22 protein-coding genes and 2 tRNA genes are annotated in these 23131 nt (G+C 57.1%); 9 read left to right on the forward strand and 15 right to left on the reverse strand.

The window, feature by feature from the left end; all coding sequences use genetic code 11:
* Positions 1-10 precede the first annotated feature (10 nt).
* From gudD to FKM52_RS12715, 3 genes are read right to left on the reverse strand one after another with little or no spacing between them, the layout of a single operon-like run.
* The gene (gudD, locus tag FKM52_RS12705) at positions 11-1351 is read right to left on the reverse strand and encodes a glucarate dehydratase (RefSeq protein ID WP_141176549.1); all 1341 of its coding nucleotides are present in this window, start codon (positions 1349-1351) and stop codon (positions 11-13) included.
* Between the two features lie 16 nt (positions 1352-1367).
* Complete coding sequence (locus tag FKM52_RS12710) at positions 1368-2708, reverse strand: enolase C-terminal domain-like protein (RefSeq protein ID WP_141176550.1); 1341 nt, start codon at positions 2706-2708, stop codon at positions 1368-1370.
* Between the two features lie 9 nt (positions 2709-2717).
* The gene (locus tag FKM52_RS12715; RefSeq protein ID WP_141176551.1) at positions 2718-4064 is read right to left on the reverse strand and encodes an MFS transporter; all 1347 of its coding nucleotides are present in this window, start codon (positions 4062-4064) and stop codon (positions 2718-2720) included.
* Positions 4065-4577: 513 nt separating this feature from the next.
* Between FKM52_RS12715 and garD the strand changes: the two genes are divergently transcribed.
* The gene (garD, locus tag FKM52_RS12720; protein ID WP_141176552.1) at positions 4578-6140 is read left to right on the forward strand and encodes a galactarate dehydratase; all 1563 of its coding nucleotides are present in this window, start codon (positions 4578-4580) and stop codon (positions 6138-6140) included.
* Positions 6141-6164: 24 nt separating this feature from the next.
* On the opposite strand, the gene FKM52_RS12725 is transcribed toward garD, so the two are convergent.
* The 4 genes from FKM52_RS12725 to syd all read right to left on the reverse strand — a co-directional run bounded on the left by FKM52_RS12725 (position 6165) and on the right by syd (position 8891).
* Positions 6165-6611 (reverse strand): flavodoxin, encoded by a 447-nt coding sequence (locus FKM52_RS12725; RefSeq protein ID WP_141176553.1) that lies wholly within the window; start codon positions 6609-6611, stop codon positions 6165-6167.
* An 11-nt stretch (positions 6612-6622) separates the two neighbouring features.
* Entirely contained in the window at positions 6623-7402 is a 780-nt protein-coding gene (truC, locus tag FKM52_RS12730) for a tRNA pseudouridine(65) synthase TruC (protein ID WP_141176554.1), read from the reverse strand.
* Positions 7402-7731, reverse strand: coding sequence for a YqcC family protein (locus FKM52_RS12735; RefSeq protein WP_141176555.1), 330 nt, complete (start codon positions 7729-7731; stop codon positions 7402-7404). Before FKM52_RS12735 ends, truC begins: the two co-directional genes overlap by 1 nt.
* 605 nt (positions 7732-8336) lie before the next feature.
* Complete coding sequence (gene syd / locus FKM52_RS12740; RefSeq protein ID WP_141176744.1) at positions 8337-8891, reverse strand: SecY-interacting protein; 555 nt, start codon at positions 8889-8891, stop codon at positions 8337-8339.
* Between the two features lie 103 nt (positions 8892-8994).
* Between syd and queF the strand changes: the two genes are divergently transcribed.
* The 3 genes from queF (at position 8995) to xni (ending at position 12200) form a co-directional block, all read left to right on the forward strand.
* Positions 8995-9840 (forward strand): NADPH-dependent 7-cyano-7-deazaguanine reductase QueF, encoded by an 846-nt coding sequence (queF, locus tag FKM52_RS12745; RefSeq protein ID WP_141176556.1) that lies wholly within the window; start codon positions 8995-8997, stop codon positions 9838-9840.
* Positions 9841-10023: 183 nt separating this feature from the next.
* Entirely contained in the window at positions 10024-11388 is a 1365-nt protein-coding gene (gene ppnN / locus FKM52_RS12750; protein ID WP_141176557.1) for a nucleotide 5'-monophosphate nucleosidase PpnN, read from the forward strand.
* A gap of 38 nt (positions 11389-11426) precedes the next feature.
* Complete coding sequence (gene xni, locus FKM52_RS12755; RefSeq protein ID WP_141176558.1) at positions 11427-12200, forward strand: flap endonuclease Xni; 774 nt, start codon at positions 11427-11429, stop codon at positions 12198-12200.
* 231 nt (positions 12201-12431) lie between these two features.
* Here xni and FKM52_RS12760 read toward each other — a convergent pair whose 3' ends face one another.
* The 5 genes from FKM52_RS12760 to FKM52_RS12780 all read right to left on the reverse strand — a co-directional run bounded on the left by FKM52_RS12760 (position 12432) and on the right by FKM52_RS12780 (position 15970).
* The gene (locus FKM52_RS12760) at positions 12432-12599 is read right to left on the reverse strand and encodes a YhfL family protein (protein WP_141176559.1); all 168 of its coding nucleotides are present in this window, start codon (positions 12597-12599) and stop codon (positions 12432-12434) included.
* A 342-nt stretch (positions 12600-12941) separates the two neighbouring features.
* The gene (rlmM, locus tag FKM52_RS12765) at positions 12942-14042 is read right to left on the reverse strand and encodes a 23S rRNA (cytidine(2498)-2'-O)-methyltransferase RlmM (protein WP_141176560.1); all 1101 of its coding nucleotides are present in this window, start codon (positions 14040-14042) and stop codon (positions 12942-12944) included.
* A complete protein-coding gene (locus tag FKM52_RS12770) occupies positions 14035-14430 on the reverse strand; it encodes a DUF423 domain-containing protein (protein ID WP_141176561.1) in 396 nt (131 codons plus the stop codon). Before FKM52_RS12770 ends, rlmM begins: the two co-directional genes overlap by 8 nt.
* Positions 14431-14484: 54 nt before the next feature.
* Positions 14485-15402, reverse strand: coding sequence for a glycine cleavage system transcriptional regulator GcvA (gcvA, locus tag FKM52_RS12775; protein ID WP_141176562.1), 918 nt, complete (start codon positions 15400-15402; stop codon positions 14485-14487).
* Positions 15403-15745: 343 nt separating this feature from the next.
* Positions 15746-15970 carry a YgdI/YgdR family lipoprotein gene (locus tag FKM52_RS12780; RefSeq protein ID WP_141176563.1) on the reverse strand — a complete coding sequence of 75 codons (225 nt, stop codon included), beginning with the start codon at positions 15968-15970 and terminating at the stop codon, positions 15746-15748.
* Positions 15971-16180: 210 nt separating this feature from the next.
* Between FKM52_RS12780 and csdA the strand changes: the two genes are divergently transcribed.
* Both csdA and csdE read left to right on the forward strand, forming a co-directional pair.
* Entirely contained in the window at positions 16181-17386 is a 1206-nt protein-coding gene (gene csdA, locus FKM52_RS12785; RefSeq protein ID WP_141176564.1) for a cysteine desulfurase CsdA, read from the forward strand.
* A gap of 5 nt (positions 17387-17391) precedes the next feature.
* Positions 17392-17853, forward strand: coding sequence for a cysteine desulfurase sulfur acceptor subunit CsdE (gene csdE / locus FKM52_RS12790; protein ID WP_141176565.1), 462 nt, complete (start codon positions 17392-17394; stop codon positions 17851-17853).
* On the opposite strand, the gene tcdA is transcribed toward csdE, so the two are convergent.
* A complete protein-coding gene (tcdA, locus tag FKM52_RS12795; protein ID WP_377090283.1) occupies positions 17816-18619 on the reverse strand; it encodes a tRNA cyclic N6-threonylcarbamoyladenosine(37) synthase TcdA in 804 nt (267 codons plus the stop codon). The two genes, csdE and tcdA, sit on opposite strands and share 38 nt — an antisense overlap.
* 56 nt (positions 18620-18675) lie before the next feature.
* Complete coding sequence (mltA, locus tag FKM52_RS12800; RefSeq protein WP_141176567.1) at positions 18676-19827, reverse strand: murein transglycosylase A; 1152 nt, start codon at positions 19825-19827, stop codon at positions 18676-18678.
* 202 nt (positions 19828-20029) lie between these two features.
* Between mltA and FKM52_RS12805 the strand changes: the two genes are divergently transcribed.
* Together FKM52_RS12805 and FKM52_RS12810 are read left to right on the forward strand one after the other, a co-directional pair.
* A tRNA-Met gene (locus FKM52_RS12805) sits at positions 20030-20106 on the forward strand.
* 50 nt (positions 20107-20156) lie between these two features.
* Positions 20157-20233: transfer RNA gene (locus FKM52_RS12810), tRNA-Met, on the forward strand.
* 91 nt (positions 20234-20324) lie between these two features.
* Here FKM52_RS12810 and amiC read toward each other — a convergent pair.
* The gene (gene amiC, locus FKM52_RS12815; protein ID WP_141176568.1) at positions 20325-21569 is read right to left on the reverse strand and encodes an N-acetylmuramoyl-L-alanine amidase AmiC; all 1245 of its coding nucleotides are present in this window, start codon (positions 21567-21569) and stop codon (positions 20325-20327) included.
* 232 nt (positions 21570-21801) lie between these two features.
* On the opposite strand from amiC, the gene argA reads away from it, so the two are divergent.
* Positions 21802-23130, forward strand: coding sequence for an amino-acid N-acetyltransferase (gene argA / locus FKM52_RS12820; RefSeq protein WP_141176569.1), 1329 nt, complete (start codon positions 21802-21804; stop codon positions 23128-23130).
* The last annotated feature ends 1 nt before the right edge of the window (position 23131 follow it).

Genomic DNA, 23131 nt, shown 5'->3' on the forward strand with positions numbered 1-23131 from the left:
TTAGGCGCGCTTAGCGCACCAGGCATGGCTGTTTATTGTTAAAGGTCCAGTTCGGAATCAGGAACTGCATCGCCTGCGCATCGTCGCGCGCGCCCAGACCGTGCTGCTTATACAGCTCGTTCGCTTTCATTACCTGATCCATATCCAGCTCAACGCCCAGGCCCGGTTTCTGCGGCACCTGCACCAGGCCGCCTTTGATTTCCAGCGGCTGTTTGGTCAGGCGCTGGTTGCCTTCCTGCCAGATCCAGTGGGTATCGATCGCCGTAATGGCGCCAGGCGCGGCGGCGGCAACGTGGGTAAACATCGCCAGCGAAATATCGAAATGGTTGTTGGAGTGCGAGCCCCAGGTCAGGCCGAACTCATGGCACATCTGCGCCACGCGCACCGAACCCTGCATGGTCCAGAAGTGCGGATCGGCCAGCGGGATATCGACCGACTGCAGCGATAGCGTATGCCCCATCTGACGCCAGTCGGTAGCGATCATATTGGTGGCGGTCGGCAGCCCGGTGGCGCGACGGAATTCCGCCATCACTTCACGCCCGGAGTAACCCTGTTCGGCGCCGCACGGATCTTCCGCATAGGCCAGCACGTTGCGCAGCTGCTTGCCGAGGCGAATCGCCTCTTCCAGCGACCAGGCGCCGTTAGGATCGAGGGTAATGCGCGCTTCCGGGAAACGTTTCGCCAGCGCGGTAACCGCCTCAGCCTCTTCGCTGCCGGCCAGCACGCCGCCTTTCAGTTTAAAATCGTTGAAGCCATATTTTTCGTAAGCCGCTTCCGCCAGACGCACCACCGTTTCCGGGGTCAGCGCCTCTTCATGGCGCAGGCGATACCAGTCGCAGCTGGCGTCCGGCTCGCTCTGATAGGGCAGCGTGGTTTTACGACGATCGCCGATGTAGAACAGATAGCCCAGCATTTCAACCTGGTCGCGCTGCTGCCCGTCGCCCAGCAGGCTGGCGACGTTAACGCCAAGGAACTGCCCCAGCAGATCGAGCAGCGCCGCTTCGATGCCGGTTACCACATGGATAGTGGTGCGCAGGTCAAAAGTCTGATTACCGCGTCCGCCCGCATCGCGATCGGCAAAGGTGGTGCGCACTTTGCCGAGCAGGTTTTTATATTCACCGATGGTATGACCGATAATCAGCGCCGCGGCTTCTTCCAGCGTCTGGCGAATTTTTTCGCCGCCGGGGATTTCACCTACGCCGGTATGGCCTGCGTTATCTTTGATAATCACGATGTTGCGGGTAAAGAACGGCGCGTGGGCGCCGCTCAGGTTGAGTAGCATACTGTCGTGACCGGCAACCGGGATTACCTGCATTTCAGTAATTTTTGGCGTAGCGTTCTGTTGGCTCATGGTCGATTCCTTGTGCTTACTTACGCCCGAACACCGGGCGCTTGCGATCAAATTTCCAGCCGGGGATAAGGTACTGCATCGCGGTCGCGTCATTGCGTGCGCCACCCGGCAATTTTTTATAGAGTTCATGCGCCTGCTGCAGGCGCTCCCAGTCCAGCTCAATGCCGAGGCCGGGCTTCTCAGGTACGGCAATCTTGCCCTGACGAATCTGCAACGGCGCTTTAGTCAGGCGCTGATCGCCCTCCTGCCAGATCCAGTGCGTATCAATGGCGGTAGGTTTACCCGGCGCAGCCGCGCCGACGTGGGTAAACATCGCCAGCGAAATATCGAAGTGGTTATTGGAGTGGCAGCCCCAGGTCAGGCCCCACTCGTCGCAGAGCTGCGCCACGCGCACCGCGCCGCTCAGCGTCCAGAAATGCGGATCGGCGAGCGGGATATCGACGGCGTTCAGCATGACCGCATGCTGCATTTCGCGCCAGTTGGTGGCGATCATATTGGTGGCGACCGGCAGGCCGGTGGCGCGGCGAAACTCCGCCATCACCTCGCGCCCGGAATAACCCTGTTCGGCGCCGCAGGGATCTTCCGCATAGGTGAGAATATCCTGCGTGCCTTTGCAGAGTTCAATCGCCTCATCAAGCAGCCAGGCGCCGTTGGGATCGACGGTGATGCGCGCCTCCGGGAAACGTTTTTTCAGCGCGCGCGCCGTCTCAATTTCCTGCTCGCCCGGCAGTACGCCGCCCTTCAGCTTGAAATCTTTAAAGCCGTAGCGATCCTGCGCCGCCTCGGCCAGCCGCACTACCGCATCGCTATTCAGCGCTTCCTGATGACGCAGGTGATACCACTGATGCGTCGCCTGCTCGCCGCTGAGATAGGGCAGATCGGTTTTGCGCCGGTCGCCGATATAGAACAGATAGCCCAGCACCGTTACTTCGTCGCGCTGCTGGCCGGGGCCGAGCAGTTCCGCTACCGGCACCTTAAGGAACTGGCCGAGCAGGTCGAGCAGCGCCGCTTCCAGCGCGGCCACCGCATTGACGCGCAGTTCAAAAGTCCAGGCGCCTTTACCGAAAGTATCGAAATCGGCGTGCTGGTTGCCTTTGTGCACCTGCTGCACCAGCCGGTTCATACGGCCCACTTCATGACCAACCACCTGCGGGATGGCGTCGGTCAGCGTCTGATAAATGGTTTCTCCGCCTGGCGCCTCGCCCAGCCCGGTATGGCCGGCGCTGTCGGTCAGCACCACGATATTGCGGGTAAAGAAGGCGCTGTGGGCGCCGCCGATATTGAGCAACATACTGTCGTAACCAGCGACCGGTACTACCTTCATATCAGTAATGACGGGCGTGCTTTGCGTACTCATCATCGTTCCTCAGGCTGTTTTTTTCAGTTCGATACGTTTGATATCGCCTACCAGCACCAGATAGCTAAGCACCGCTACCAGCGCATGGATGCCGACATAAATCAGCGCGCCGTTATAGGAGCCCGTTGAGGCGATGATGTAGCCGATAGCCACTGGCGTAACGATGCCGGAGATATTACCGAACATATTGAACAGACCGCCGCTCAGGCCGCTGATCTCTTTCGGCGCGGTATCCGCCATCACCGCCCAGCCCAGCGCGCCGATGCCTTTGCCGAAGAAGGCGGTCGCCATAAAGAACACCACCACCCACTCGGTTTCGACGTAGTTACAGGTCACCATAGAGATGGAGAGCAGCATACCCAGCACGATCGGCGTCTTACGGGCGATATTCAGCGAGCCGGTTTTACGCATCAGCCAGTCGGAAATTACGCCGCCGAGCACACCGCCCATAAAGCCGCAGATGGCCGGGATGGAGGCGATAAAGCCCGCTTTCAGAATCGACATGCCGCGCGCCTGCACCAGATAGACCGGGAACCAGGTAATAAAGAAGTAGGTCAGGGCGTTGATACAGTACTGGCCAAGATAGATACCGAGCATCATGCGCGAGGTGATCAGCTGGCGAATCTGCGCCCACTTCTCGCCCCGGCTCAGTTTCGTTTGCTCTTTCTTCGCATCCATATTGATCAGCGCGCCGCCTTTTTCCATATACTCCAGTTCGGCGCGGTTAACGCTCGGATGATCGTTCGGATCGTGAATGACTTTCAGCCAGATAAAGCTGATGATGATGCCAAGACCGCCCATAAACCAGAACACATGCGCCCAGCCCACCTGCGCGGTCAGCCAGCCCATGATCGGCGCGAAGATAACGGTGGCGAAATATTGCGCCGAGTTAAAAATCGCCACGGCGGTGCCGCGTTCATGCGCGGGGAACCAGGCGGCGACGATGCGGCTGTTGCCGGGGAAGGATGGCGCCTCGGCCAGCCCCACCAGGAAGCGCAGCGTAAAGAGCGCGATAATCACGCTGAAGCCTTCAAAAATATCGACGAATCCCTGTAACAGGGTAAACAGCGACCAGATAAAGATGCTCCAGAAATAAACGCGTTTCGAACCAAAACGATCGAGCAACCAGCCACCGGGGATTTGCCCGATAACGTAAGCCCATGAGAACGCAGAGAAGATATAGCCCATGCCGACCGGATCGAGTCCGATATCCTTCGCCATTTGAGAACCGGCAATGGATAAGGTGGCGCGGTCGCCATAGTTGAATGAGGTGACGATAAACAGCATCACCACGATCCAGTATCGTGCGTTAGTCCTTTTTTCTACGGCACTTTCCGCCTGGCTGTATGAATTCATGATGCACTCCTGAAATATAGCGGTACGCTACTTTCCACTCTGACTGCATACACAACATGTTGAGTATCAGAATGAGGTTGGGTTAAACACGGTGATTATTATTCGTTAGCAAAAACGGTTATATACAGCGCAGCTGATCCACCTGTCGTCGAGCTTGGGGAAAAGTATATGGAGCGCACCTCGCCAATTCACTGGACGAACGCCCCACATTTAGCGCCTTAATACGTTTAAATTAATGCAGTTGCCTAATCGACTGCGGCATTGCTCACGAATTCATCTTTTTCAGGGGCATCAACAGGAAGCCAGAGCGGCTGCGGGTTGGGTTTGTGACCATCTTCACTTGCACTTGTAGCGTCGCCAGAAAAGAAGGCGTAACAGGCGGATAAAATCGTTCATTTGCATAATGCTGGCTGGGTTTTCCCTCCTTATACTGGCTGACAGCAAAAACAGTAATACCGTATGCGCCTGCGCCGTTTCCCCTTTTGACTTTTCCGTTTACTGGAAACCGAAACAATGAAAACGATTCGTGAAGAAACACCGCGTTATATTCGGGTGCACGCCGATGATAATGTTGCGATCGTGGTAAATGACAACGGCCTCGCTGCGGGCGCCGTTTTCCCATGCGGGCTGCAACTGACAGAGCATATACCGCAGGGGCACAAAGTGGCGCTGACGCCTATCGCCCGCGGCGCGGCGATACGTCGCTACGGCGAAATCATCGGCTATGCGCTGCGCGATATCCCGCAGGGCAGCTGGATTGAAGAATCGCTGGTGGCATTGCCGGAAGCGCCGCCGCTGGAGAGCCTGCCGCTGGCGACGCGCGTTCCGGAACCGCTGCCGCCGCTGGAAGGCTACACCTTCGAAGGCTACCGCAACGCCGACGGCAGCGTCGGCACCCGCAACCTGCTGGGCATCACCACCAGCGTTCACTGCGTGGCGGGCGTGGTGGACTATGTGGTTAATATTATCGAGCGCGAACTGCTGCCGCGTTACCCGAACGTCGATGGCGTGGTCGCCCTCAATCATCTGTACGGCTGCGGCGTGGCGATTAACGCGCCTGCGGCGGTAGTGCCGATCCGCACTATTCATAACCTGGCGCTGAACGCCAACTTCGGCGGCGAAGTGATGGTGGTCAGCCTCGGCTGCGAGAAGCTGCAGCCGGAAAAACTGCTGGCCGCCAGCGGCGACGACGTGCAGGCAATATCGATAGGCGAAGAGGATATTGTGCGTTTGCAGGATGAACGTCATGTCGGCTTTGAAGCGATGGTGCAGGAGATCCTGCGCGTGGCCGATCGCCACCTGCAGCGGCTGAACCAGCGCCAGCGCGAAACCTGCCCGGCCTCCGAGCTGATTGTCGGCATGCAGTGCGGCGGCAGCGACGCCTTCTCCGGGGTTACCGCTAATCCGGCGGTCGGCTTCGCCTCCGATCTGCTGGTGCGCTGCGGCGCGACGGTAATGTTCTCTGAAGTCACCGAAGTTCGCGATGCGATCCACCTGCTGACGCCGCGCGCGGCAGACGTAGCGACCGGAAAACGGCTGCTGGAGGAGATGGCCTGGTATGATGAATACCTGAGCCAGGGGAAAACCGATCGCAGCGCCAACCCCTCGCCGGGCAACAAAAAAGGCGGCCTGGCGAACGTGGTGGAAAAAGCGCTCGGCTCCATCGCCAAATCGGGACGCAGCGCCATTGTCGAAGTGTTATCGCCGGGCCAGCGCCCGACCAAACGCGGCCTGATTTATGCGGCGACGCCCGCCAGCGATTTCGTCTGCGGCACGCAGCAGATGGCCTCCGGCATCACGCTGCAGGTATTTACCACCGGACGCGGCACGCCTTACGGCCTGGCGGCGATTCCGGTAATAAAAATGGCGACGCGCACCGCGCTGGCGACGCGCTGGCACGATCTGATGGATATCAATGCGGGAACTATCGCCACGGGCGAGGAAACCATTGAGCAGGTGGGCTGGCGTCTGTTTGAAATGATTCTGGATATCGCCAGCGGGCGGCAGCAAACCTGGTCCGACCGCTGGGGTATTCGCAACGCGCTGGCAGTATTTAACCCGGCCCCGGTAACCTGAGGCCGAATAGCGGAGCGGAAAGTATCAGAGCAGCTTGCCCCAGTTTTCCACCCAGGGCGAGGTGACGCTTTCCGGCTCCGGCGTTTCCATCGCATCAACCAGCAGCAGCTCGCCAATCCGCGTTGCGCCCTGCTCCTGCAGCTGCGCATCGAAGGTTTTTCCCGCGCCGCAGAAGTTTTCATAGCTGCTGTCGCCCAGCGCAATTACGCCGTAGCGCAGCTGAGGCTGATGGCCCAGCTTCTCTTTAACCGCATGGTACAGGCCGGCGATGCTGTCCGGGAAATCGCCCTGTCCGGTGGTGGAAGTAACAATCAGCGCGGCTTTATCGCTGTACTGCCGCCAGTCGTCGAGGCTGGCGTCCTCAAAAATCGTTACCTCATGCCCCTGCTCGCGCAGAATGGGCTCAGCCTCTTCCGCTACCAGCAGCGCGTTGCCGTAAACCGTGCCGACGAAAATACCTATCTGCGCCATAACCTTCTCCCTTATTGTGGTGTCCTATCCTGACCTGGCTGTGGATCAAACTCAACCCTGGGAAGATCGGGGAGACAGTGCTGCCAGCCAAACTGCTGCATCAGCCGCTGCCAGACGGCGTCCAGCCCGGCGCGAATCACTAACGGCTCGCCGGTTACCGGATGATTAAGCGCCAGGCTGCTGGCGTGCAGCATCAGGCGGCCACAGCCGAAATGCTGCGCCGCGCCGCGATTTTGCCGCAAATCGCCGTGGGTGGTATCGCCAATAATCGGATGGCGCAGATGGGCAAGATGACGCCGTAGCTGATGCTTGCGTCCGGTAGCGGGCTGCAGCTCAATCAGGCTGTAGCGCGCCGTCGCGTAGCGTCCGATAGCGACCGGCTGTTCCGTAATCGCCAGCCCGCGCCAGTCGGTAACGGCCTGCTGCGGCCCCTTATCCGGCGCGGCGTACTTATCGCCAATCTTATCCAGTTCCTCGGTAAGCGGATAATCGAGCCGATCGGCGCCCTCCAGCCAGCCGCGCACTACGGCGTGATAGGTTTTCACCATCCGGTGCTGTTCAAACTGCTGCGCCAGCAGGCGCCCCACCTCGCTGGAAAGCCCCATCAGCAGCACGCCGGAAGTAGGACGATCGAGACGGTGAGCGGTAAAAACGTGCTGACCGATCCGATCGCGCACCGTTTGCATTACCACGACTTTTTCTTTGCGGTCCAGCCAGCTACGGTGCACCAGCCAGCCAGCAGGCTTATTCACCGCTACCAGCCACTCATCCTGATAGATAATTTCCGGCATTAGCGACCTGCGGCGACAAACAGCGCATCGAGCGCGTTAAGATGCCCCAGCAGCTCCTCGCGGCACGCTATATCCGCCGTCAGCGACATCTCATAATAGGGCGCGATAGCGAAGTTCTGCGGCAGCGCCGCGCCGGCGTCCAGCAGCGCATGCATCCGCGGGATCAACACCCACTGCAGCCACTCCAGCGGCTGCATGGTATCGAGAAAAAAGGGCTGCGTGCTGGCAAAAGCGGCGGCGGCGGGCGCATCGCTCTGCCACAGCGCCTGCGCTTTCAGTAAGGCTTCAACCGCCAGTAAACCCTGGCGAACCTGATGTTCTCGCTGCATGGGCATCCTCACAACGGGGGAAATTTTCGGGGCGGCAAGCATAGCATCGGCGGGCGGCGGGGAAAATGCGCGGCACAAAAAAAGGGAGCACTGTTTTACAGTGCTCCCGGTTCGTTTGCAGCTATCCTGCTACTTCGACGCTCCCTGCTCTTCCTTGAAAACTTTTCCCTTTTGTCTTCCTGACATATCGCCTTCCTGGCGATGATCCTTTGGCTTTCCTGGCCCGCCTGTCATCCTGACCGGCTCCCATTCTCCATCCTGGAGGTGTCCCTGTCGTCCCATCCTGGAACTTACCGCTTCATCCTGAAGCTATCCTTTTAACGCAACATCCTTTGCGGAACCATCATCCTGATGAACGCCTTCCATGACGTTTTCCAATCCACGGATTCCCTTTCCGATGAAGCTCATTTTGCCTTAGCCGGCCCAGGAAACAAGCTACCTTTTCCTTTAACAACAACTCCTGGTATAAGTCTGAAAACCCTGGCATCACTAAGTTTATGATTTACATTATCTTCACAAAAAGAACTTCTGATTTTCTGCTTTTTGTCCTGGCGATCTCTTACAGTCGTTGTGAGACATATCTCACAAACCCACAAGGCAATCTCTTAAAAACGGTCACTAAACGGTTGTAAATTATTGAGAAATGTCTGAATATTCGCTGCCAGAATTTGGCGTTTTGGCGTTCCCAACGTTTCAAGAATAACTTCTCCGTTTAGATTACACAGAGAAATCACATCCAGATCAGATTCAGTGGTTGCAATGAAAAGCGTCGGAGTTTGTTTCAGACGCCTTTTCATCACTAAATGCCCAATCAGGTTTTCCTGAACACGCACAAAATCGTCCTCACTCCAGATCTGAAGTAGCGTGATGGGTTGCCGATCCAGCATCGCTGGCATATCGCCCGCATATTGCGTTGTATAATAACTCACCAGCGCGGGCTGCAGCTGCAGATCCAGCGCCCGCTCCACTGCGGCCAGATGCGGCTCGCCGTCAAAAGGCCGCGGCTGCCATATTACGCCATCGTCGCGCTGCTCTACCACGCAGGGGGAAGGAATACCGTAAAGCTCCTTGCTGAAAGGAAGATGCCCACGCTGCTGTTGCCACTGCTGGCAGTAACGCTGGGTAAACGCCCTGAGCGCAATAGCGGTCTGATCATTCATTTTTTTACTCCAGGCCGTCTGGGTTACACTTACAGCCTTTATTTTCCGTTTCTTGTTACAGGAAAGACGCATGCGCCTTTCCGGGTGGATTTGAGGTTACGCTATGTCTTGCTACGAACAACATCAGGCGCTTGCCGGCCTGACTCTGGGAAAACCCACCGCCTATCAGGATCGCTATCAGCCAGACCTGCTGCAGGGGGTTCCCCGTTCGCTTAACCGCGAGCCGCTGGGGCTTTATCCCGATAATCTGCCTTTTCATGGCGCAGATATCTGGACATTGTATGAGCTCTCCTGGCTGAACGCGAAAGGCGTGCCGCAGGTCGCCATCGGCGAAATCTCGCTGCGGGCTGACAGCCTTAACCTAATCGAGTCGAAGAGTTTCAAGCTATATCTTAACAGCTTTAATCAGACGCGCTTCGCCGACTGGGGCGAGGTGCGCCAGACGCTGCAGCGCGATCTTAGCGCCTGCGCTCAGGGCGAGGTCAGCGTAGCGCTGTTTCGCCTGCAGGAGATCGAAGGCCAGCCGATAAGCCAGTTCGACGGCATCTGCATCGACGAACAGGATATCAGCATTGACGATTATCAGTTCAACGTCGATTACCTTGCCGACGCTGCAGGCGCAGAGATAGTGGAAGAGACGCTGACCAGCCATTTGCTGAAGTCCAACTGCCTGATTACCCATCAGCCGGACTGGGGCTCGGTACAGATTCGCTACCGCGGCCCGCGCATTAACCGCGAGGCGCTGCTGCGCTATCTGGTCTCGTTCCGCCACCATAATGAATTTCACGAGCAGTGCGTCGAGCGCATTTTTAACGATCTGCTGCGCTTCTGCCGTCCGCAGACGCTGACGGTTTACGCGCGCTATACGCGCCGCGGCGGGCTGGATATCAATCCGTGGCGCAGCAATACCGATTTCCAGCCGGGCCATACCCGTCTGGTGCGCCAGTAAACTGCGGCGCGGCTCGCAGGACGCTCTTTTGTGACAGGAATCAGTTGAGAAACTACGCAGGAGAAGGCTACTCTGACGGACAGCGGCGGCAGCGCGCCACCGCTCAGGGATTTTCTCGTCACCGTGCGGCATTGCCGGCGGCACGGTGTCACTTATCACCCCGGCGGGTGTAAAGGAGCTCACTTGATTACACATATCAGCCCACTCGGCTCGATGGATTTGCTCTCGCAGCTGGAAGTCGACATGCTGAAGCGTACGGCCAGCAGTGACCTCTACCAGCTGTTTCGTAACTGTTCTCTCGCGGTACTTAATTCCGGCAGTCAAACCGACAGCAGCCATGAACTGCTCTCCCGTTTCGAAAACTTCGATATCAACGTGCTGCGCCGCGAGCGCGGCGTTAAGCTGGAACTGATTAATCCGCCGGAAGAGGCGTTTGTCGATGGACGCATTATCCGCTCCCTGCAGGCCAACCTGTTTGCCGTGCTGCGCGATATTCTGTTCGTCAACGGCCAGCTTTCCACCGCCGGCCGCTTTCACCAGCTCAATCTGGAAAAATCAGCGCACATCACCAACCTGGTCTTTTCTATTCTGCGCAACGCGCGCGCGCTGCATATCGGCGAAGATCCTAATATGGTGGTCTGCTGGGGCGGTCACTCCATTAACGCCGCCGAATACCAGTACTGCCGTAACGTCGGTACCCAGCTCGGCCTGCGTGAGCTGAATATTTGTACCGGCTGCGGGCCGGGGGTAATGGAAGCGCCGATGAAAGGCGCCGCCGTGGGTCATGCGCAACAGCGCTACCGCGAAGGGCGTTTTATCGGCCTGACCGAACCCTCAATCATCGCGGCGGAGCCGCCTAATCCGCTGGTGAACGAACTGATTATCATGCCGGACATTGAAAAACGTCTGGAAGCCTTTGTGCGTATCGCGCACGGCATCATTATTTTCCCCGGCGGCGTCGGTACGGCGGAAGAGCTGCTTTATCTGTTGGGCATTCTGATGAACCCGGAGAACAGCGATCAGGTACTGCCGCTGATTCTTACCGGGCCGAAAGAGAGCGCCGACTACTTCCGCGTGCTGGATGAATTTATCGTCAATACCGTTGGCGAACAGGCTCGCCGCTATTACCGCATCATTATTGACGATGCGCCGGAAGTGGCGCGCCAGATGAAAAAAGCGATGCCGCAGGTAAAAGAAAACCGGCGCGAAAGCGGCGACGCCTACAGTTTTAACTGGTCGCTGCGCATCGAGCCCGATTTACAGGTGCCCTTCCTGCCGACCCATGAAAATATGGCGAACCTGAACCTTTATCCCCACCAGTCGCCGGAAAAACTGGCCGCCGCGCTGCGGCGCGCGTTTTCCGGCATCGTGGCGGGCAATGTGAAAGAGGTGGGGATTCGGGAAATCAGGCAGAAAGGCCGCTATAAGCTGCACGGCGATCCGGCGATAATGCGCCGCATGGATGATTTGCTGCAGGGCTTTGTCGCTCAGCACCGCATGAAACTGCCGGGCACCGCCTATATCCCCTGCTACGAAATTATCAAATAATCACGGTACGGGCGGCATGACGCGGCCCGTCTTTTATTATGACTATTCACTTACTGATTGTTGACGCGCTAAACCTCATCCGCCGCATCCACGCCGTGCAGGGCAGCCCGTGCCGGGAACGCTGCGTTGCCGCGCTGCATCAGCTGCTGGCCCATACGCGCCCCAGCCATGCCGTTGCGGTTTTCGACGATGAACTACGCCGTGAAGGCTGGCGACATCAGCTGCTGCCCGATTATAAAGCGGGCCGCCCGCCGATGCCGGAGGATCTCCAGCAGGAGTTGCCGGCCCTTCAGGAGGCGTTTCGTCAGGCTGGCGTCGCCTGCCGGGCCGCAGAAGGCGATGAGGCCGACGATCTGGCCGCCACGCTGGCGGTAAAAGTGGCGCAAAGCGGGCATCAGGCTACTATCGTTTCCACCGATAAGGGATACTGTCAGCTGCTGGCGCCGGAAATTCGTATCCGTGACTATTTTCAGAAGCGCTGGCTCGATCAGCCGTTTATCGATAGCGAATTTGGCGTCTCGCCGGCTCAGCTGACCGATTACTGGGGCCTGGCCGGCATCAGCAGCAGCAAAATTCCAGGCGTTGCGGGCATCGGTCCTAAAAGCGCCAGCCAGCTGCTCCAGCAGTTCGGCTCGCTTAAGGCGATTTATCAACAGCTGGATGCCGTACCGGAAAAGTGGCGTAAAAAGCTGACGGAACAGCGCGATATCGCCTTTATCAGCCAGCAGGTCGCTACGCTACGTACCGATCTGCATCTCAACGGCAACCTGAAAGATTTACGCTATATGGCAGCAAATAAGCCGCATTTCTGAATGGCGCAGAACGGAATATAATCGGTTACGTGCTACGATATTAAATAAGCGCAAAAAAAAATGCTGGTCGCGTGACCAGCATCAGGCTATATGGAGAATATACTCGACATAATTCGCATTGCATTAAGCGGCTATATCCTGAAACTTCGAATACTTATCCTGAAGGATAATAATTCGGCAAGAGATGCCAGCGCCTGACGCAGCTTAAATTATCAGGAGTATATGGGACGATTACTTAGAGGTAGGACCGCAGCCGCCAATTACCTTAGAAATAGAGATGGCCGGATGCAATAAGTAATCATAGTCACAGTTTTTCTCTTTATTATAGACGCTGCCGGTGCAGCCGCTCAGGGTAGCAACCACGGCTGCCAGGACAGCAATTTTAATAGCCTTATTCATTATGAGTTCCTTTTTTGGAAGACAATTCCATCAAAAACAGAAAGATGACACGTAAAGTGCCAGCGCTGGTAATAAAACAACAAACCGGAAAAGGTGTCAACTCAATAAGCTGATAAATATGGCACGGGGCAACATAAAATTTATCCGCCATGCTTAATATCACAAAAAGCCGGCTAATATAGCCGGATTATTGTACAGAAAAATTAATTGTATAAGCTGGAATGAAGCGAGGAAAATAACTGACGCAGAGGAAACAGGTTAGTCAAAATATAATTTCATCGCTAACCAATTAATTTACGGCGCCGCGTTATCCGCCCGCGCCGATAAAATAATATCGCGCATTCAGCGCTCGTCACGGCGCCCCGGCTGCGCGCCCCAAATACGGCGTATATGTACCGTTACCTCTTCACGATCGTGATAAAGCTGACGCGCCTGAATCTGGGCGTTAATACCGTTTTCCTGCAGCTTTTCCTGCACCATCGCCAGATTCTGCGTTACCTCTTCGTAGCGTTTTTTCATTGGCAGCTTCAGGTTAAAGATCGCCTCACGGCACCAGCCGTTAATCAGCCACTCCGCCATCAGGCTGGCGACGCGCACCGGTTTTTCCACCATATCGCATACCAGCCAGCTGATATTGCTGCGCGTCGGGCGAAACTTAAAGCCGTCCTCACGGTGGTGCGTCACCTGCCCGGTCTCCATCAGGCTCGGCGCCATCGGACCATTGTCCACCGCATGCACCATCATGCTGCGTTTCACCAGCTGGTAGGTCCAGCCGCCGGGACAGGCGCCCAGATCGACCGCATACATGCCGCTCGCCAGGCGTTCGTCCCACTCGTCGGCGGGAATAAAGACGTGAAACGCCTCCTCCAGCTTCAGCGTGGAGCGGCTTGGCGCGTCAGACGGGAATTTAAGCCGCGGGATACCCATAAAGAACGGCGAATTGTTACCGGGAAAAGAGTAACCAACGTAGCAGTGGCCGGAAGCGATAAAGAACACGTGCACCACGGGCCGCTTCGCGCTCTCATAGTTCAGCAGGATATTTTGCTGACGCAGCGCCGCACGCAGCGGAACGGTGAACTTACGACAAAATTTCAGCAGCTCTTTCGCTTCGTTGGTGTCCGGCACCTCAACCCGCAGCTCGCCGCCCTTCTCTACCGCGCCGTTCAGCATCGCAACGATGGGCGCAATGCGGTCTTCAGGCGGCAGATCGCGCAGCAGCTCGCCAACCACCAACATTTGACGGGCGAAAATCAGTTCGCTGAAAGGCAGCTCGCGCGCCAGCTTATCGGCATCGGTCGCCTCGTAGCACTCAAACAGCACGTAGCCCGCATTCTCTTTTACCCTGGCAAAACCATAAATCTCGCGCTGCGCCGCCTTATCGGTAATTTCCGCCGCACACTCTTTCTCAAACCCGGAACGGCAATACAACAACACTTTATTCATGGCGATCGGCCTTTCTCTTCAGACGCAGCGCGCCAATTAACATTAAAATCCAGCCGATCAGAAAGCAGGTGCCGCCGATCGGCGTAATAAATACCCACATTTTCAGGTGGGAAAGCGCCAGGCAAAAAAGGCTGCCGCTGAACAGCACCACGCCCAGGGCAAGAAAGGCGCTGCTCCAGTAAAACCAGATATTCGCACGGCGCAGCATCGCGGCGGCCAGGCCGATAATCGCCAGCGTATGCCAGGCCTGGTAATCCAGTCCGGTATGAATCCAGGCCATTTCGGTCGGACCAAGAGACTGACTAAGTACGTGCGCACCAAATGCGCCAAAAGCGACAAAGAAAAAACCGCTGATGGCTGAAAAAATCAACATTGCACGACTGGACATCGAACGATCCTCGTTAACATAACGCGCCGGGTCACTCCGTCGCGGAAAAATAGGTTAGCTGGCGTAGCGGAAGCGGAATTTTTCTTGCTCGCTTGCGGCTTTCGCCAGGATCCACTGCCGAAAGGCGGCTATTTTACCCAGTTCTGCCTGGCTGTCATGACAAACCAGATAAAAAGCGTTTTTACTGACCAACACATCATTAAACGGGCAAACCAGGCGCCCCGCTTCGATTTCGCTTTGCGCCATTACGTTGTTTGCCAGCGCCACGCCCTGACCATGGATCGCCGCCTGTAATACCATAGCGCTGTGGCTGAAAATCGGCCCCTGCTGAACGTTAATGTGCTGCAAGCCTAGCTGACGAGTATAGGATTGCCAGTCGCGCCGCGACGCATCATGCAGCAGAGTAACATGCTCAAGATCGGCGGGCGTTTTCAATGGCTTATCTCCGATCAGCAGCTGCGGAGAGCAGACCGGCAGCAAATACTCGGCGTACAGTTTTTCTACGCGCAGTCCCGGCCAGTTGCCGCGCCCGTAGAAGATCGCCACGTCCACGTCGTCAGCCAGCTTCTCTTCCTCTCGATCCACCGCCTGGATACGCACATCGATCCCCGGATAAGCTGAGTTAAAGCTGGAAAGGCGCGGCACCAGCCACTGAATAGCGAAGCTCGGCAGCAGGCTTACGGTCAACGCCCCTTTCGCGCTGCGCGCCTGTAGCTTGCGCGTGGCGTCATTGAGCGCGGAGAAAATCTCTTTAATATCCAGATAGTAGCTTTGACCTTCCTCGGTCAACAGCAGCGAACGATTACGCCGCCGAAACAGCTTCAGACCAAGAAAATCTTCCAGAGATTTAATTTGATGGCTGACCGCGGCCTGCGTAACAAACAGCTCCTCAGCCGCTTTGGTAAAGCTGAGATGACGCGCTGCAGCATCAAAAACGCGCAAAGCATTAAGTGGTGGAAGACGTTTTGACATGGTATCCAGGTCTTGGCTGAAATAGTTTGACGCAACCGCTTAAGGACGGTTTACGTATTAGATTTTTTTATCCGAGCCATTATAAATTGTCCGTTGAGTAAGCTCCAGCAAATACCTATAGTTGCCGCACTTCCTGAGCCGGAACGAAAAGTTTTCAGAATAAGCAGGGAACTGCTGATGTCGGAGGGCTTTTGGCTTGTGGTCGTGATGTTGTGTTTGCAATTTGATCTGACGCTTTTCGGATCGGGTAGCGTAGCTACCATTTATTCCTGTAGATTTACCCTGTCTGTCCATAGTGATTTTAACAGCACCGCAAACTGCGGTGCTTTTTTTTGGCTGCGGTTTACTGCCCCATCTCAACCATTTCTTTCACATCGGCACGGTTAATTTGCTGCTCATTGCCATAGGCGTCTTTATAGCTGATCATACCGGTATCATCATCTACCATAGGCTTACCATCGGCAACAATGGTGCGACCGTCATTGGTGTGCATCACGTAATTGCTGGAGCAGGCTGCTAAGGTAAAAGTCATGGCGCAAGCGGCCAGTACTGCGGCGAGTTTTTTCATTTTTCATCTCCTTGCAGATCAAATGCGATAGCCCCTCCGCCAGCGACCGCAGCGCGCCTCTGGCCGCTGCCTGCGCGACGCGACGGAGAGTAAACAGTTTAAACCTTGCCTATTGAGCATAACGGGTTTTTGCTGTATCGCCAGCAGCTTAGCCGAATTTCATCCTGCTCCTGGGCCGTCAAAGCCATACACTTACCGAATGAGAACAGCATGACCTTATTTAATCCTGCGTATTTTCGCCAGCAATTCCCGGCGCTGGCCGATGCCGGCGTCTATCTGGACAGCGCCGCCACTGCGCTAAAGCCGCAGGCGGTAATCGACGCAACGCAGCACTACTACAGCCTGAGCGCCGGTACCGTCCACCGCAGCCAGCATGCCGCCGCGCGTAAGCTTACCGAACGTTACGAAAGCGCGCGGGCGCAGGTTGCCCGTCTGATCAACGCGCCTGACGCGCGCAGCATCATCTGGACGCGCGGCACCACCGAAGCGATCAACCTGGTGGCGCAAAGCGCGCTGCTTCCTCTGCTGCGGCCGGGCGATGAGATTCTGGTCAGCGAGGCGGAGCATCATGCCAACCTGGTGCCCTGGCTGATGGTGGCGCAGCAGAGCGGCGCGCGCGTGGTGAAATGGCCGCTGGGCGCGGATCGGCTGCCCGATATGGCGCAGCTGCCCGCCCTGCTGAATGAAAAAACCCGCCTGCTGGCGCTGGGGCAGATGTCCAACGTTACCGGCGGCCAGCCCGATCTGGCGCAGGCGATCCGCCTTGCTCATGCGGCGGGCGCAAAAGTGATGGTGGACGGCGCGCAGGGCGTGGTGCACTGCCCGCCTGACGTACAGGCGCTGGATATCGATTTTTACGCTTTCTCCGGCCATAAACTTTACGGCCCGATGGGCATTGGCGCGCTGTATGGCAAAGCGGAGCTGCTGGCGGCGATGTCTCCCTGGCAGGGCGGCGGCAAGATGCTGAGTCAGGTCGATTTCTCCGGCTTTACGCCACAGCCGGTTCCCTGGCGCTTCGAGGCGGGCACGCCGAACGTGGCGGGCGTTATCGGCCTGAGCGCGGCGCTGGAGTGGCTGGAACAGATCGATATGCAGGCGGCGGAACGCTGGAGCAGCGACCTTGCGGGGCTGGCTGAGGAGCAGCTGCAGCAGATTCCCGGCTTTCGCAGCTTCCGCTGCGGCGCATCCAGTCTGCTCTCTTTTGATATCGCCGGCTTGCACCACAGCGATATCGTCACGCTGCTGGCGGAAAGCGGCGTGGCGGTGCGCGCCGGTCAGCACTGCGCTCAGCCGCTAATGGCGGCGCTGGGCGTCAGCGGCACGCTGCGCGCCTCTTTCGCGCCCTATAATACCAGGCAGGATGTCAATGCGCTGGTACGCGCCATCCAGCACGCCTTTACCCTATTGACCGAGTAACTATTATGACGCTTATCGCCCCGCATCCCTTTGCAGAACTGATTACCGTAACGTCGTTGAAAGAGAAGTTTGCCGCCTGTCACGGCTGGGAAGAGCGCTATCGCCAGTTAATTTTGCTGGGGAAACAGCTGCCGCCGCTGCCGGAGGCGCTAAAAAGCGCGGAAATTGAGCTGAGCGGCTGCGAAAACCGCGTCTGGCTTGGACATCAGCGTCTGGCTGACGGCACGCTGCACTTCTATGGCGACAGCGAAGGCCGCATCGTACGCGGCCTGCTGGCGGTGCTGCTTACCGCGGTGGAGCGACAGCCCGCTGATGTACTGCTGGCGCAGGATCCGCTGCGGCTGTTTGACGAACTGGGGCTGCGCGAGCAGCTCAGCGCCTCACGCAGCAGCGGGCTGGATGCGCTGGCGCAGGCGGTGCGCGCAGCGGCTAGCGCTGACGCGCCGCCTTCGCCATCATCTTCTTAAGCGCGTGCGACACCGCCATAAAGCCGAAAGTGGCCGTTACCATGGTAGCGGCCCCGAAGCCGGAGGCGCAGTCCATGCGCTTCGGCCCTTCTGCCGTGCTGCGCGAAGCGCACACGCTGCCGTCCGGCTGCGGATAAACCAGCGCTTCGGTAGAGAACACGCAGTCGATACCCAGTTTGCCTTTGCTGTTCTTTACTACGCCAAAATCCTGCTTCAGGCGTTCGCGCAGTTTGGCCGCCAGCGGATCCTGAATGGTCTTCGCCAGATCGGCCACCTGAATCTGTCCCGGATCGATCTGTCCGCCCGCGCCGCCGGTGGTCACTACCGGGATCTTATTACGCCGACACCAGGCGAGCAGCGCCGCCTTAGGCCGCACGCTGTCAATGGCGTCGATCACATAGCTGTAGCCGGCGCTCATTAGCCCGGCGGTATTATCGGGCGTAATAAAATCATCCACGCAGTGCACCGTGCATTCCGGGTTGATCGCCAGAATGCGCTGCGCCATCACTTCCGTCTTCGCCTTGCCGACGTTGCCCTGCAACGCATGAACCTGCCGGTTGGTGTTAGTGATGCAGACATCGTCCATATCGATCAGCGTAATGGCGCCGATGCCGGTACGCGCCAGCGCTTCCGCCGCCCATGAGCCAACGCCGCCAATACCAATAACGCAAATATGCGCGTCGGCAAAAAGCTGTAATGCCTCCTGACCATAGAGACGCGCCGTGCCGCCAAAGCGCTGCCGCCAGGCGTCAGAGAGAACTCTCATCAATTAACCTTTGTTGATTTGCTGTCGGCGGGCCAGAACGGCCCGCGACGAAAAGTTTACCGGCTGGCGTTAACCAGCATTGCACTATTATGGCCGTTTTGCGCCTTGCTGAACAGCGTACCGCCCGTGCCCGGCGCGGCGCGCAGGACCCAAACGCGCCCGTAGTGATTAAAGAAGCCCGCCATATGGCCCGCCTCCGGGCCGATGCCCTGATAGATATCGAAGTGCTGCCCCTTAATCGCGCCGCCGACATCCAGCGCCACCATCAGACGCATCTCATACTTGCCGGTAAATTTACCGTCCTGATTCAGCAGCGGCACCTCCGCCAGCAGCGCCGTTCCCGGCGGGATCAGCGCGCGATCCGCCGCTACCGATGCTTTGGCAATCAGCGGCACCGCGCTGGCGCCGCGCACCGGCGTAAAGTTTTCCGGTTTGAAGAAAACGAAAGAGTTATTGGTTTCCAGCAGCGCGCGCACTTCCTGCGGGCTGTGTCTGTCAGCCCAGGCGCGGATCGCCTGCATCGACATATCTTCCCGCTTCACTTCACCGCGATCGATCAGCTCTTTGCCCACGCTGTGGTAGGCCCAGCCGTTTTTGCCCGCATAGCCGAAGAACATCAGCGGGCGCCCGTCGCCGTAGTCAACGTAGCCGCTGCCCTGCACGTCCATAATAAAGTTATCCATCAGCGAATTGCTGTAGCCGATGATATAGCGATCGTCCAGCGCGCCGCGGTAGATTTGCGCCCGGCTCGGCAGCTTGCGTCCTTTACTGCGCGGCGGCATACGATAAAGCGGGTACTGGAATTCGCCCTGGCGCGTATAGCGCGCCTGAATCACCGGCGTGTAATACCCGGTAAACTGCACGTTACCATAGTTATCCACCCCTTCCATCTGATAGGCATCCAGCCCAAACAGCTGCAGCTGGCGCGTATCTCCGCCGGAGAGCAGCCAGTTTTCAATCGCGCTGTAGGTATCACTTTGCTTGCGATATAAAGAAGAAGAGGCGAAGCGGATTTCACTTACCTGATCGCCAAAATCTTTGCCGTTTACCGGACGCCCTTTGGCGTTCGGCTGATTCACCAGCGTCAGCGGGCTATCGATTTTGCCATCTATATATTGCTGACCGCGATCGGTCGGCCTGGAGGAACATCCCGCCAGCAGCGCTAACAGCGCGCCGGCCGCTACATACTTTGCCCAACGTCCTTTCATTCTCATCTCACCTCAGCTGCCTGCCGGGCAAGATAGCAAAGGGGTAATGAGAATGAAATGCGTTGCCGGAAAAAGAGTCATCGATATCGGGTAAGAAAACGGCTGATAGTGGAATTATTCGACAGATAGTAGAATCTTCCTGGTTAATATGCAAAAAAGGGTTGCATCATAAATCGGTAAGAGTATAGTGCGCATCCACGGACGCGGGATGGAGCAGCCTGGTAGCTCGTCGGGCTCATAACCCGAAGGTCGTCGGTTCAAATCCGGCTCCCGCAACCAATTAAGCAGTACAAAGCAAGCTTGTCGTGACGGAAGCGACAACATCCTGACGCGGGATGGAGCAGCCTGGTAGCTCGTCGGGCTCATAACCCGAAGGTCGTCGGTTCAAATCCGGCTCCCGCAACCAACATTAAAACACCCTCAAGGGTGTTTTTTTGTATCTGGCGTTTATTAAAGCGGACCAGAGCAAATGACAAGCATCCACCCCGGCCCGCCAGCTATTTATGCTGCGCCAGCGCCGCCCCTTTTGAGAAATAAGCCTTAATCCCGTTTAAAATCGCCTCCGCTACCTGTTGCTGATAGCGAGCGGTGCGCAGCTTGCGCTCTTCTGCCGGGTTGCTGATAAACGCGGTCTCTACCAGAATCGAAGGGATATCTGGCGCCTTCAGCACCGCAAATCCCGCCTGATCGACGCTGTTTTTGTGCAAATGGTTAATTTTACCGATGCGCGTCAGCACCTCTTTGCCGAATTTCAGGCTGTCGCTAATGGTTCGCCGCTGCACCATATCGAACATCGTATGGTCAAGATAGCGATCGCCGCTTTTGCTGACGCCGCCGATTAAATCGGATTCGTTCTGCGTCTGGGCGAGAAAACGCGCCGCTGTCGAGGTGGCGCCTTTGGTGGAAAGCGCAAAAACCGATGAGCCGCGCGCCGCGCGGCTGGTAAAAGCGTCAGCATGGATGGAGACGAACAGATCTGCCCGCTGCTTACGCGCCTTCGCCACGCGCACCTTAAGCGGAATAAAGACATCTTCATTACGCGTCATATAAGCGCGCATATTCGGCTCTTTATCGATCAGCGCCTTCAGGCGACGGCCGATTTTCAGCACGATATCCTTCTCTTTGGTTTTATGCAGGCCGTGCGCGCCGGGATCCTCGCCGCCATGCCCCGGATCGATCATGATGACGATAGGGCGATCGCGCCCTGCCCGGCCGGGCAGCGGCGCTTCCGCAGGCTGCGTGCGCCCCAAATCGCCCTGGTTATAATCCTTCAGCAGCGCCAGCAGCGGATCGTCCTGGCTGTCGTAGGCCGCATAGAGATCGACCACCAGACGGTGCTTAAAACCGGCGACCGGAGAGAGGGTAAACAGGCGCGGCGCCACGTTCTGCTTCAGTTCCAGCACGATGCGTACCGTATCACGATCGAACTGCCCGACACGCGCCGTTTTAATAAAGGGATCGTTCTTCTGCACCAGCTGCCCAACGCCTTTCAGTACGTGATTCAGCTGCAGATGCTCAATATCAATAACCAGCCGCTCAGGATGGCTGAGAGCGAACTGCTTATATTTCAGGGCTACGCTGGATTCAATCGTCAGGCGAGAATAGCTGGAAGAAGGCCAGATGCGCACCGCCACAATATGACTGTTGGCCGCCAGCCCTACCCGACTGACGCTCAGTAACCACATCGCTCCAGCGCCCTGCAGCAGCCGACGACGGCTGATAACGGGATTTGTTTCGGACATGCCGCTCCAGATACTGTGTTCTGTATAAAAAAAGCCAGGAAAAAAAATGTGGCGAAAACTTTAACCTATTCACTTTTACACTGTCACCCGGAAAAAGCCATAAAATGCAGCCTGTTAACCTTATCGGCAGATTGTATAAGGTGTTAAATTGCGGTAAAAGCCGCTTGCACTCTTCGCTGCAAAAGAATAAAAATACAAAAAAACCGAATATTCATGCAAAAGAGGGTCTGCCGTGAAGGAACGTAGCACTGCACTGGTTCAGGGTTTTCGCCATTCCGTTCCCTGGATCAACGCCCACCGGGGGAAGACATTTGTCATTATGCTGGGCGGCGAAGCCATTGAGCACGAAAATTTCTCCAGCATCGTGAACGATATCGGGCTGCTGCACAGCCTGGGCATCCGGCTGGTGGTGGTTTACGGCGCCCGCCCGCAGATTGATGCCAGCCTGGCGGAGCATCAGCTGGAGCCGGTTTATCACAAGCATACGCGCGTCACCGATGCGCAATCGCTGGAACTGGTGAAGCAGGCCGCCGGCCAGCTGCAGCTTGATATTACCGCTCGTCTCTCCATGAGCCTGAGCAATACGCCGCTGCAGGGCGCGCATATTAATGTCGTTAGCGGCAATTTTGTTATTTCACAGCCGCTGGGCGTGGATGACGGCATCGATTATTGTCACAGCGGGCGCATTCGCCGCATCGATGAAGAAGCGATCCACCGTCAGCTGGATAATAACGCGATCGTGCTTATCGGGCCGGTGGCGGTCTCGGTGACCGGCGAGAGCTTCAACCTGACCTCGGAAGAGGTGGCGACGCAGCTGGCGATTAAGCTAAAGGCGGAGAAAATGATCGGCTTCTGCTCCGAACAGGGCGCAACCGATGATGCCGGCAATATTATTTCCGAGCTTTTTCCCAACGACGCCCAGGCGCGTATTGAAACGCTGGAGCAGCGGGGCGATTATCTTTCCGGCACGGTACGCTTTCTGCGCGGCGCGGTAAAAGCCTGTCGCAGCGGCGTACGACGCAGCCACCTGATCAGCTATCAGGAGGATGGCGCGCTGTTGCAGGAGCTGTTCTCGCGCGACGGCATCGGCACCCAGATCGTGATGGAGTCCGCCGAGCAGATTCGCCGCGCTACCATCAACGATATCGGCGGCATTCTGGAGCTGATTCGCCCGCTGGAGCAGCAGGGCATCCTGGTACGCCGCTCACGCGAGCAGCTGGAGATGGAGATCGACAAGTTCACCATTATCGAACGCGACAATCTGACCATCGCCTGCGCGGCGCTTTATCCCTTTCCTGACGAGCAGATCGGCGAAATGGCCTGCGTGGCGGTACATCCCGACTATCGCAGCTCATCACGCGGCGAAATATTGCTGCAGCGTATCGCATTACAGGCGCGACAGCTGGGGCTGAAAAAGCTGTTTGTGCTGACTACCCGCAGCATTCACTGGTTTCAGGAGCGCGGCTTTACGCCGGTGGATATTGAACTGCTGCCGGAGAGCAAAAAGCAGATGTATAACTATCAGCGCCGTTCGAAAGTGCTGATGGCCGATCTGACCTGAC

This window comes from Mixta tenebrionis, from assembly GCF_006517625.1.
Classification (GTDB): domain Bacteria; phylum Pseudomonadota; class Gammaproteobacteria; order Enterobacterales; family Enterobacteriaceae; genus Mixta; species Mixta tenebrionis.

Excerpts from the sequence above, each read along its gene's own strand:
- amiC (WP_141176568.1), bottom strand. The coding sequence starts at position 21,569 with ATGTCCGAAACAAATCCCGTTATCAGCCGTCGTCGGCTGCTGCAGGGC.
- garD (WP_141176552.1), top strand. The coding sequence starts at position 4,578 with ATGAAAACGATTCGTGAAGAAACACCGCGTTATATTCGGGTGCACGCC.
- FKM52_RS12770 (WP_141176561.1), bottom strand. The coding sequence starts at position 14,430 with ATGTCCAGTCGTGCAATGTTGATTTTTTCAGCCATCAGCGGTTTTTTC.
- syd (WP_141176744.1), bottom strand. The coding sequence starts at position 8,891 with ATGAATGATCAGACCGCTATTGCGCTCAGGGCGTTTACCCAGCGTTAC.
- gcvA (WP_141176562.1), bottom strand. The coding sequence starts at position 15,402 with ATGTCAAAACGTCTTCCACCACTTAATGCTTTGCGCGTTTTTGATGCT.
- FKM52_RS12725 (WP_141176553.1), bottom strand. The coding sequence starts at position 6,611 with ATGGCGCAGATAGGTATTTTCGTCGGCACGGTTTACGGCAACGCGCTG.
- FKM52_RS12760 (WP_141176559.1), bottom strand. The coding sequence starts at position 12,599 with ATGAATAAGGCTATTAAAATTGCTGTCCTGGCAGCCGTGGTTGCTACC.
- FKM52_RS12735 (WP_141176555.1), bottom strand. The coding sequence starts at position 7,731 with ATGCAGCGAGAACATCAGGTTCGCCAGGGTTTACTGGCGGTTGAAGCC.
- FKM52_RS12715 (WP_141176551.1), bottom strand. The coding sequence starts at position 4,064 with ATGAATTCATACAGCCAGGCGGAAAGTGCCGTAGAAAAAAGGACTAAC.
- mltA (WP_141176567.1), bottom strand. The coding sequence starts at position 19,827 with ATGAAAGGACGTTGGGCAAAGTATGTAGCGGCCGGCGCGCTGTTAGCG.
- FKM52_RS12780 (WP_141176563.1), bottom strand. The coding sequence starts at position 15,970 with ATGAAAAAACTCGCCGCAGTACTGGCCGCTTGCGCCATGACTTTTACC.
- rlmM (WP_141176560.1), bottom strand. The coding sequence starts at position 14,042 with ATGAATAAAGTGTTGTTGTATTGCCGTTCCGGGTTTGAGAAAGAGTGT.
- FKM52_RS12710 (WP_141176550.1), bottom strand. The coding sequence starts at position 2,708 with ATGAGTACGCAAAGCACGCCCGTCATTACTGATATGAAGGTAGTACCG.
- truC (WP_141176554.1), bottom strand. The coding sequence starts at position 7,402 with ATGCCGGAAATTATCTATCAGGATGAGTGGCTGGTAGCGGTGAATAAG.
- xni (WP_141176558.1), top strand. The coding sequence starts at position 11,427 with ATGACTATTCACTTACTGATTGTTGACGCGCTAAACCTCATCCGCCGC.
- csdA (WP_141176564.1), top strand. The coding sequence starts at position 16,181 with ATGACCTTATTTAATCCTGCGTATTTTCGCCAGCAATTCCCGGCGCTG.
- csdE (WP_141176565.1), top strand. The coding sequence starts at position 17,392 with ATGACGCTTATCGCCCCGCATCCCTTTGCAGAACTGATTACCGTAACG.
- queF (WP_141176556.1), top strand. The coding sequence starts at position 8,995 with ATGTCTTGCTACGAACAACATCAGGCGCTTGCCGGCCTGACTCTGGGA.
- gudD (WP_141176549.1), bottom strand. The coding sequence starts at position 1,351 with ATGAGCCAACAGAACGCTACGCCAAAAATTACTGAAATGCAGGTAATC.
- tcdA (WP_377090283.1), bottom strand. The coding sequence starts at position 18,619 with ATGAGAGTTCTCTCTGACGCCTGGCGGCAGCGCTTTGGCGGCACGGCG.